Here is a 10,262-nt window from a genome sequence, read left to right as displayed (position 1 = left end):
CCCGCGAAATCGCCGACGTCAACGGCGACGGGCGTGCCGACCTCGTTGGCTTCGAAGCACAAGGGGTGTTGGTTGCGCCCGCCAAGTCCGGTGCCGACACGCTGGCCGGCGGAACGGGTGACGACGTTTATGTGATCAACGCTGCCCGCGATATGATCGTGGAAGAAGCTGACGAGGGCACCGATACCGTTCAGACCATCTTGCTCGCCTATACCCTGCCTGAGAACGTCGAGAACCTTTCCTTCACCGGCACGGGATCGTTCACCGGAATTGGAAACGAACTGAACAACGCGATCATCGGGGGGGGCGGCAACGACATTCTTTCCGGTGGAGACGGCAACGACACGCTGACCGGTGGAGACGGCAACGACACGCTGGATGGCGGAACCGGTGCCGATACGCTGATCGGCGGGACGGGCGACGACGTCTATCTTGTGGACGACACACGCGACGTTGTCAGGGAATCCGTTGCCGAAGGCATCGACGAGGTGCGGACCACGCTGACTGCCTACGCGCTGGGCGCCGAGATCGAACGGTTGACTTTTACAGGCATTGGCAATTTCAAGGGCTCCGGCAACACGCTGAACAACGTGATCGTCGGCGGAGCAGGCAACGACACGCTGACCGGCGGAGCGGGTGCCGACACGCTGATCGGAGGCGATGGCGACGACCGCTTCTACTTCGACGATGCCGACGCGCCATTGCAGGGTGGTGCCGGCTTCGACACCGCCGTCGTCCAAGGCAACGTCGGCGCCAGTCTCGATCTGGCGGCGTGCAGCATTGAGCAGGCCTATGGCGGAGGCGGAAACGACAGCCTGATCGGCACCGGCGCCCTCCTCGGCCTTGCGATCAACGGGCGTGACGGCGACGACCTCATCCTTGGGAGCGCCTTCAACGACACACTGACCGGCGGCAATGGCAGCGACACCCTGATCGCTGGAGACGGCGATGATGTGCTGTACATCGACGCGGACGATGCTCTGGTGAGTGGCGGGGCCGGGTTCGACACCGCCTATGTCCAAGGAGACGGAAACCTCACCCTCGACCTTACCGCCGGCGGCATCGAGCGGGTGTTCAGCGGCTCCGGCAACGACATCCTGACCGCCACCAGCTCCGTCACGCTGGTGGAGATCAACGGCGGTGCCGGCGACGACCTCCTGGTTGGCAGCGCCTTTGACGACACGCTGCGTGGCGACGTCGGCGACGACACGCTGTTTGGCGGCGCCGGGAACGATGTTCTGGTTGGCGGCGGTGGCAGCAACGCGCTGTTCGGCGGCGCCGGTGATGATCGCCTGTATGTCGATACCCAGAACGCATCATTGGATGGCGGCGCCGGCAATGACACGGTCTATGCCCGATATTCCGGCGGCGTGACGCTGGATCTGTCGGCCTCCATCGAGCTCTTCAGCGGCAGCGTCGGCAGCGACACCGTGACGGCGGTCAACGCCTCCTCCGCGGTGGAACTGATCGGTGGGGATGGCGACGACTCACTCACGGGTGGTGCCTACGCCGACAGCCTGCGCGGTGACAACGGTGATGACTGGATGGACGGCGGAGACGGAAACGACACGCTGTCCGGTGGCAACGGGAACGACTGGCTGTGCGGGGGTGGCGGAAACGATACCCTGTCCGGCGGCAGCGGTAACGACACATTGGTTGGTGGTTTCGGCGACGACTCGTTGATTGGCGGAAGCGGTGCCGACCTGTTCGTCTTCTCGAACGGCGGAGGCAACGACATCCTGCGGGATTTCAACGCCGGGCAGGGCGATCTCATCGGTTTGGCGGAAGGTCAAACCTACACATTGGCCACCGATGTGAGTGGCAACGCTCGGATCGTTTTCGGCGCCTCGGATACGGTCACCTTGGTCGGTGTACAGATCACCGCGGTCTCAAACTCCTGGTTTGTGACCGTGTGATCTTGTGACGGAGAAGGTGGCGCACCTTCTCCGCTCCACCCTGGGAAAGAAGCTGATTCAAGCTGCAGCGGAAAGGGGCGGGCTCGCCCGTCCTGGTGCTGTCGCGAAAAGGCGGCTCTCGGCCTACTTCACGAGGCGCATCATGGAAATGCGCCATCGGCTGCTTTTCAATGTCGATCGCCGCTCGTCGACGCAGTGGCTGGCAGCTTGGCCAACCGCTTCCGACGCCGGCCGAGCGCCAGGAACGGACAAGGTGTGTTCTGAATGACCGCGAGGTTTGTCCGGAAACCCGTCCGACAAACTGCGTGTCCGGAAACCCGTCGCCGAAGTGGGTTGGCGGACAGCCCGTGATGCGTACGGGAAACGGCCGTTTGCAGGATTTCCACTCAACCTATTGATATAATTCTCCATCAGTTAGCGTTCTAAATGTTGTTTAATTTAATCCATATATATTATAACGTGCGGAGCGTGTTCATCCATTATGCGCGAGAACTGCAAAATATGACAGAAATCTAATAAAAATATTATATCCCCAAATTTGTTGCAACCACATCTATGGATATAAATCATGCCGTCATCAATATTAGCGTCTGATGAAGTTCGCGCGAATGACGCGACCGATTCTAGAAACACCCAGTACGACAGTGTTGTTGCAGTCTTAAAAAGTGGGAAATTTGTTGTTGTTTGGGCATCGGCTATTGCCGATGGAAGCGGATGGGCAATCGTTGGCCGGCGTTTCAACGCGGATGGTTCTTATGACGGTGGCCAGTTCCGCGCCAACATCACGGGGGCAGGCGACCAATTCGCTCCCATGGTACTGGCGAATCCAAACGACGACGGCTTTTCCGTTTGGTGGCAGTCCAACAATCAGGATGGAAGCAGCTACGGTATTTTTCGGCGTCGCTTCGATGCCTCGGGAAACGCGGTCGACGCCACGGACCAGCGAGTGAACGTCTACACGACCAACAACCAAGCTGAAGTGTCCGTCACAAATTTGGCTAACGGACATTCCGTGGCGGTGTGGTCATCATATCAGCAGGGTGGGCAGGGTAACGCGATTGTCGGCCGCATTTTCACACCAACCGGTGCCAGCAGCGAGTTCTATGTCAGTGCACCGACAAGTCCCAATCCCCAGGCGTACTCGGCGCAGCCGATGGTCACGGGGCTTGCGGATGGTACCTTCGTCGTCGTGTGGGAATCCTACGGCGCAGCCGGTTCGGCGACGACTGATCGCAACATTTCCGCTCAACGGTTTAGCGCCGCAGGCGTAAAGCTCGGATCGGAGTTCGTCGTGCATGCGCCGGACGCCACCGAGCAGCGGCTGCCGATGATCACGGCGCTCGTCGATGGTGGGTATGTGGTCGCTTGGATGGCCTCGTCCGACGGCAGCGGCACTGGGATCAGCGCGCGCATCTTCAACGCCGATGGAACGGCCCGCGGGGAAGAGTTCCGTGTCAATGATTGGACTTTCGACGGCCAAACCCAACCGAGTGTCACCGCCCTGGCCGATGGCAACTTCCTCGTCATGTGGACAGCGGGCGGTGGTCTGGATGGGAGTGACAATGGCGTCTTTGCCCGCCGCTTCGACGCCAACGGGCAACGGATTGGTGAAGAATTCCAGGTGAATGCGGTCAGCGCAGGCACGCAGTATCTCGGCTGGGCGTCGGCACGCGCCGATGGCGGTTTCGTCGCAACCTGGTCGACACCGGACGGGTCCGATATGGGGATCGCGACTCGGGTCTTCAGCGCCAGCGGGGTTGCCCCGGTTGTTGACGCGCGGGTGGTAAACATGGCCGTCAATGAGGCCATGACCGCCAAAGGCCTCTTTCATAACGGACACAGTCAGGGTCCGGCGGGTATTCAAGCCGGCCTGCAGCAGGTCGTGCTTTACGAACTGCGCGACCTGACCGACCGTGCCGATGGCGGCTACTTCACGGTGAACGGGGTCGTACAGTCAGCCGGTTCGACCATCAGGGTGTCCACGGCCGAGCTTGGGACGGTGCGCTTCGTTGCCGGGACTCGGGCGGGCAACGAGGCGTTTGAAGTGCGCGCGTCGGACGGAAGCCAATGGAGCAATTGGTCGCAAGGGACGGTGACCGTACTCCAACCCTTGCCGGAGTTGTCGGCGCGGAACCAAATGCTTGTCAACACAGTGCAGGCGAACGACCAGCAGTGGAGTGCCGTGGCCTCGCTGGTCGGCGGCGGTCACGTCGTCGTTTGGGCGTCCAACAGCCAGGACGGCAGCGGATACGGCATATACGCCCAACGCTTTGGCGAAAACGGTGCCGCACTCGGCGGCAACATGCGCATCAACACCTATACAGTATCCGACCAGTTTGCGCCGGCCGTGGTGGCAACGCGCAACGGTGGGTTCGCCGTGTTTTGGCAGTCGAACGGTCAGGATGGCAGCGGCTCCGGCATCTTCGGCCAGCGTTATGATTCCGCGGGCATTCCGCTTGGGCAGGAATTCCGGGTCAGCGGGACCGTTGCTTCGGACCAGCATCAGGTCGCGGTGACGCCGTTGGCCGATGGCCGGTTCGTCGTTGTGTACTCAAACCATGTTCCGAACGTTGGATCTACCATCCTGGGTCGTATTTACGACTCCAATTTCCAACAGATACCAAGCGCCGAGTTCAACGTCGCCCTGCCTCCGACGGAAACCACTCTGCCGTTCAATCCCAATCCGGCGGTGGCAGGATTGCAGGATGGCAGCTTTGTGGTCGTTTGGCACACGTACACGGGGACCACTGCGAACGTCGACGTGGTGATGCAGCGCTTCTCGTCGACCGGTGTGAAGCTCGGTGACGAGACTCTGGTGCATGACGCAAACAGCTATACCCAGGCCTATCCGATGGTCGCCGGACTGGCGGACGGTGGTTACGTTGTCGTCTGGCAGACAGCAACCGGTGGCGTGGATGCCGATTCCGTCGGTCGTCTGTTCAATGCCGACGGCACCGCCAGGGGCGCCCAGTTCACAGTTTCCGTGCGGACGGCCGGAGCCCAGACTCCGACCTCTGTCATTGCCATGTCCGATGGCGGCTTCATCGTCGCCTACGCCTCTCCTGACGCCGGTGACCCGAACGGTGTGTATGCGCAACGGTTCGACGCGTTTGGGAACCGGTTGGGCGACGAGATTCAACTGGCCCAAACGACTGCCGGTTATCAGCATAGACCATCCCTAGCCGCCCGCCCGGATGGCGGCTTTGTTGCTGGCTTTGGCACACCGGACAGCAGCGGCTGGGGTATTGCGACAAGGGTTTGGGTCGGTTCCATCGAGCCGTTCGTGTCGGAACTGATTGGCACGGATCTCGCGGACACGCTTGTAGGCGGGGTCGATCGGCACCGGATCGTCGGTCTCGGAGGCGATGACTCCCTGGTGGGTGGCGCCGGCAATGACCTTCTGGAAGGTGGGGCCGGAGCAGACACGCTGGACGGTGGGGCGGGCGGCGACACGATGATGGGCGGGGCCGGCGATGATATTTACATCGTCGATGATCTTCGCGATTGCGTCAGCGAAGCTTCCGGCGGAGGAATTGACGAGGTTCGCACGACGCTCAGCACCTATCAAATTGGTGCAGGGATCGAAAACCTTCGCTACATCGGCACCGGCTCGTTCATTGGGACCGGCAATTCCCTGGACAACAGGATCACTGGGGGGAGCGGCAGCGACAGCCTGGCAGGCGATGACGGCAGCGACACGCTCGACGGTGGTGGCGGCGCCGACACTTTGATCGGTGGCAATGGTGACGATGTTTACCTGGTGAACGCTGCCAACGTGTCGATCGTCGAAGCCGCCAGCCAAGGCATTGATGAGGTGCGTACCACACTCACCACTTACATGCTGGGGTCCAATGTTGAAATTCTAACCTATACCGGCAGTGGCGCCTTCGCCGGGACCGGCAACGACCTGGACAACCTGATCCGCGGCGGCAGCGGCAACGACACGCTGGCCGGCGGCCTCGGCCTCGACACGCTGGTCGGCGGGGCCGGCAACGACCTGTATCTGATCGACGACGCGGACGATGTTGTGATCGAGACCGCCGGCGAGGGCACCGACGAGGTGCGGACCAGCCTCGCCGCCTTCACGTTGGCCGCCAACGTCGAGGTGCTGACCTACACCGGTACGGGGGACTTCGCCGGCACCGGTAGTACCGGCAACGACACCCTGCGCGGTGGCGATGGCAATGACACGCTGTGGGGTGGGGTAGGCAACGATTCCCTCGACGGCGGCGCCGGGGACGACGCACTGGACGGGGGGACGGGCAACGACACGCTGAACGGCGGCCTTGGCGCAGACCTCATGGCCGGCGGTATCGGCAACGACACCTACTACGTCGACGATGCCGGCGACGTGGTGATCGAGTTCGCCGGCGAAGGGACCGACACGGTGCGCAGCGCCATCGATTACACGCTGGGCGACAACGTCGAGGCGCTGGTGCTGACCGGGGCCGCGCTGGTTGGGACCGGGAACGCGCTGAACAACAACCTGACCGGCACGGCGGGGGCCAATGTGCTGTGCGGCCTGGACGGCGACGACACGCTGACCGGCGGGGCCGGGGCGGACACGCTGGACGGTGGGGCGGGCAGCGACACCGCCAGCTACACCGGGTCCGCGGCCGGCGTAGCGGTGGACCTGTCAGCGGGCATCGGGACGGCCGGCGATGCCGCCGGGGACGTTCTGATCGGGATCGAGAACCTGACCGGTTCGTCCCGTGCCGACACGCTGGTCGGCGACGATGGGGCCAACCGGCTGGACGGCGGGGCCGGGGCCGACCTGCTGGCCGGTGGCCTCGGCAACGATCTCTACATCGTCGACAACGCCGGCGACCTGGTGGTCGAACTGGCCGACGAAGGCACCGACACGATCAACGCCTCGGTCTCCTGGGTGCTCGGCGCCAACATCGAAAACCTGACCCTGACCGGCTCGGCCGCGCTCAACGGCACGGGCAATGCGTTGCACAATGTCCTGACCGGCAATGGCGGTTCCAACCTCCTGGACGGCGGAGCGGGCAACGACACCCTGGTCGGCGGCAATGGCAACGACACACTGGATGGCGGCACGGGTGACGACAGCCTGTCCGGTGGGGCGGGCAATGACGTCTACATTGTGGACAGCGCCGGCGACGTGGTGACCGAACTGGCCAACCAGGGCACCGATGAGGTGCGCACGAGCCTCGCCGCCTATGCTCTGGGCGCCAACGTGGAGGTGCTGACCTACACCGGCAGCGGGCCGTTCAGCGGGGCCGGCAACGCGCAGGACAACCGACTCGCCGGAGCGGACGGGGATGACAGCCTGTCCGGAGGGGCGGGCAATGACACGTTGATCGGCGGGCTCGGGGCCGACACCCTGGATGGCGGCAGCGGCACCGACACGGTGAGCTATGTTGCGGCCGCGGCGGGCGTGGCGGTCGACCTGGCCTCCGGAATGGGAACGGCGGGCGAGGCGGCGGGGGACGTGTTGGTTTCCATCGAGAACCTGACCGGTTCGGCCTTCGCCGACATGCTGTCCGGCGATGGTGCCGCGAACCTGCTCGACGGTGGGTCGGGTGACGACAGTCTGTTCGGTGGAGCGGGCAACGACACGCTGTTCGGCGGAACTGGTAACGACACGGCGGTGTTCGCTGGCAATGCCCGCGACTATCTGGCGACAAAGACCGGCTCGACCTGGACGATCCAGGCGCTGAGTGGAGCCGAGGGCACCGATACCCTTCAGGGGGTCGAATGGGTGCAGTTCGCCGACATGATGCTGCGGCTCGATGCCAATAACGCGCCGTTGCTTCCGGGAGAGCTGGCGGCGGACACGGACGAGGACGCCGCGCCGCTGACGGTGGACCTGCTGCAGGGGGCCTGGGACTTCGAAGGCAGCACCTTGGAGGTGGCGAACATGGTTCAGACCGGTGGGCCGGCAGCGGCCGCGACCTTGAGTGGCGGACTGCTGTCGCTGGCCCCCACCCAATTCGACTGGTTGGCGGCGGGGCAGAGCGCGGTGCTGACTTTCGCCTACGGCGTCACGGACGGCATGGACGCGACGGCGCGGACATTGACCGTAACCGTGGAGGGGCGCAACGACGCGCCGGTGGTGGAGGCTTCGCTGACCGCAGCGACGGATGAGGATGCGACGCTGCTCGAGGTGAACCTGCTGCATGGAGCGTATGACCCGGACCAGGGCGACACGCTGGCGGTGACCGGCTTCCACCAGACCGGCGGGCGGGACGTGACGGTCGGACGCGACGGCTCGTCGCTGACGCTCGACCCGGGCCAGTTCGATGACCTCGGCGAGGGTGAGAGCGAGACGCTGACCTTTGCCTACGGCATCACCGACGGCACGGCCTCGACCGCACAGACACTCACTGTCGTCGTGCAGGGGCGGAACGAGGCCCCTGAGATGGTGGAAGGCACCTCGGGAAGCGATACCCTGGCCGGAACGTCTGGAGCGGATGTGCTGTATGGCTATGACGGTGACGATACCTTGGTTGGCGGCTCCGGCGACAACACCTTGATCGGCGGCAGCGGCGCTGACGCCTTCCGATTTGTGTCGTCCACGGATGGCGTTGATGCCATAACCGATTTTAAACTGGGAGAGGACCGGATCGAGGTTGTCGGAACAGCCTTTGGCGGGTTGCCTTCTGGAGACTTGGGTTCTGGCTTCTTTGCTTTGAACACGCCAGCCGATGCCGACGACCTTTTCGTGTTCAACACGGTAACGCGCGTCCTTTCCTACGATCCGGACGGCAGCGGAGCGGGTGCCGCGATCCCGATCGTAACGCTCAACGTCGGCATTTTGTCTGCGAGCGACATCCGGGTGGTGGCATCGGCTTGACGCCGGTGTCTTCTCCCTGCTTTCCAGATCGTGTGTCCGTCAAAGGGAGGTTGACGGACACACCGCAGACCAGATTCGGGTGTCCGCTTCAGGACGGAAGCTCACTCAAGCTGCAGCGGAGAGGGGCGGGCTCGCCCGCCCTGGTGCTGTCGCGAAAAGGCGCAGAAAGAGCGGTCACGCCAGTTCTGGCTTTACCGCTTGCCCCCCTGGATGGTGATGCTGCCAGAGTTGCCGATGATCGGTGGACTGAACTTGCCACTGGAGGACTGGATGACTGTCGCGGGACCGGCACCCTGGGCGGTGACCAGATCCGGCGTGTAAACGAAGGTCAGCACGAACAGCGCGAGTGCCCCGCCGGCCCGAACGGCAAGCCCGCCTCGGGACCAGCGGACCTGGAGGAAGCCGGGGATCGTCGCGCCGAGCACGGCCGCGGCGACGCTCACGATGACGCGCAGGGCGAAGAACAGTCGGGGATCGGCGATCGGCTCGTTGCGGATCAGCAGCCCCATGGCCGTGCCGACGATCGCGAGCGCCGACAGGGTGGCCGCCATGCGCTCGATCCCGTGCCCCACCCTCACCTCTTTCTTTAATAGCATTTCATTTAATCCACTCTCCTACGGAGATGCTATCCTACCGTTACCGCGTGCGAAGGGAAGAGTCCAAGCGGATCGGGAGTCATGTGGAGAGGGAGAAACCTGCTATGGTGCTCAGGCCGGTCGTGACGGTCGCCGCGGCGGCGTTCCTCAGCGGCGGCGTGCTTTCCGCCGCTACCGCCGGCCCCGCTCCGGCAGCCCGCATCGAGCAGCAATCGAGCGGCCCATGCAGCCCGACGATCGCAAATAATTCGGGAACGGTGACGGTCTGTCCGGGCGGCGATCCCGACAGCCTGAAGCGGGTCGAGGACAGCCAGCGTGACCAAGCTGCCATGCTGGCCAAGCTGCTGGCCATTGCCGAGAATGGCGGGGTCTTCGAGCGGGCGCGTGCGGAGGGCATTCCGGAAGCTGCGGTGCGGGCGATCGTCGAGCGTCTCGGCGGTGAGGGGCTCGGCCGGGACGATCTGGTTCCCTGGTTGGAGAACTGGATCGACGCGGCCCGCCGGGAGCTGGGACGGCACAGCAACGAGGGCGAGGCCTTCGAGGCGGCGCGGCGGGAAGCCAAACGGCGTTTCGATGCCGGCCGTCTGAAGGAGGCGTCCTCCGCCTTCATGGAAGAATTGGCACGAGAGGAACGAGAGGAAGCGGACCGGCAGGGGGAACGTCGGCGCCGCCAACTCCGGCTGCTGGAAGAGGCCGTCCGCTTCGACGAACTCGCCCTCGATGACGAGGCCGCCGTGACAAAGCTGCGGAAGATGGCGGAAATCGAAGGCGCCACCACTCCGGACACGATAGGCAGCTGGCTAGTCGGCAAGGCTCAGGAATATTACAAGCGCGGCGATCGTCGCGGCGAGAACGCCGCGCTGCTCGTCGCGATTGCCGCCTACCGCGCGGCCCTGCTGGAATACACCCGCGAGCGCGCGCCGCTCGACT

At 63.8% G+C, this 10,262-nt stretch carries 4 protein-coding genes; 3 read left to right on the top strand and 1 reads right to left on the bottom strand.

The genetic code is table 11. The features are described from left to right. The coding region (locus tag DXK32_RS13245) for a calcium-binding protein (protein ID WP_205215709.1) at window positions 1–1,916 on the top strand (1,916 nt) is incomplete at its 5' end. Between the two features lie 568 nt (window positions 1,917–2,484). After that, complete coding sequence (locus DXK32_RS33470; RefSeq protein WP_114858936.1) at window positions 2,485–8,736, top strand: cadherin-like domain-containing protein; 6,252 nt, start codon at window positions 2,485–2,487, stop codon at window positions 8,734–8,736. A gap of 191 nt (window positions 8,737–8,927) precedes the next feature. Here the strand turns inward: DXK32_RS33470 and DXK32_RS13235 are convergent, their stop codons facing one another. Beyond that, entirely contained in the window at window positions 8,928–9,332 is a 405-nt protein-coding gene (locus tag DXK32_RS13235) for a hypothetical protein (RefSeq protein ID WP_162801164.1), read from the bottom strand. Between the two features lie 104 nt (window positions 9,333–9,436). Here DXK32_RS13235 and DXK32_RS13230 point away from each other — a divergent pair. Continuing rightward, window positions 9,437–10,262, top strand: an 826-nt coding sequence (locus DXK32_RS13230) for a hypothetical protein (RefSeq protein WP_205215708.1), incomplete at its 3' end; no start/stop codon positions are given.

The organism is Azospirillum brasilense (genome assembly GCF_003349955.1).
GTDB lineage: Bacteria > Pseudomonadota > Alphaproteobacteria > Azospirillales > Azospirillaceae > Azospirillum > Azospirillum brasilense_B.
Note: the sequence above shows the minus strand (reverse complement) of the source record. Positions and strands in the feature narration are given on the sequence as shown.

Coding starts and splice junctions, on each gene's coding strand:
- DXK32_RS13235 (WP_162801164.1), bottom strand. CDS start 9,332: ATGCTATTAAAGAAAGAGGTGAGGGTGGGGCACGGGATCGAGCGCATG.
- DXK32_RS33470 (WP_114858936.1), top strand. CDS start 2,485: ATGCCGTCATCAATATTAGCGTCTGATGAAGTTCGCGCGAATGACGCG.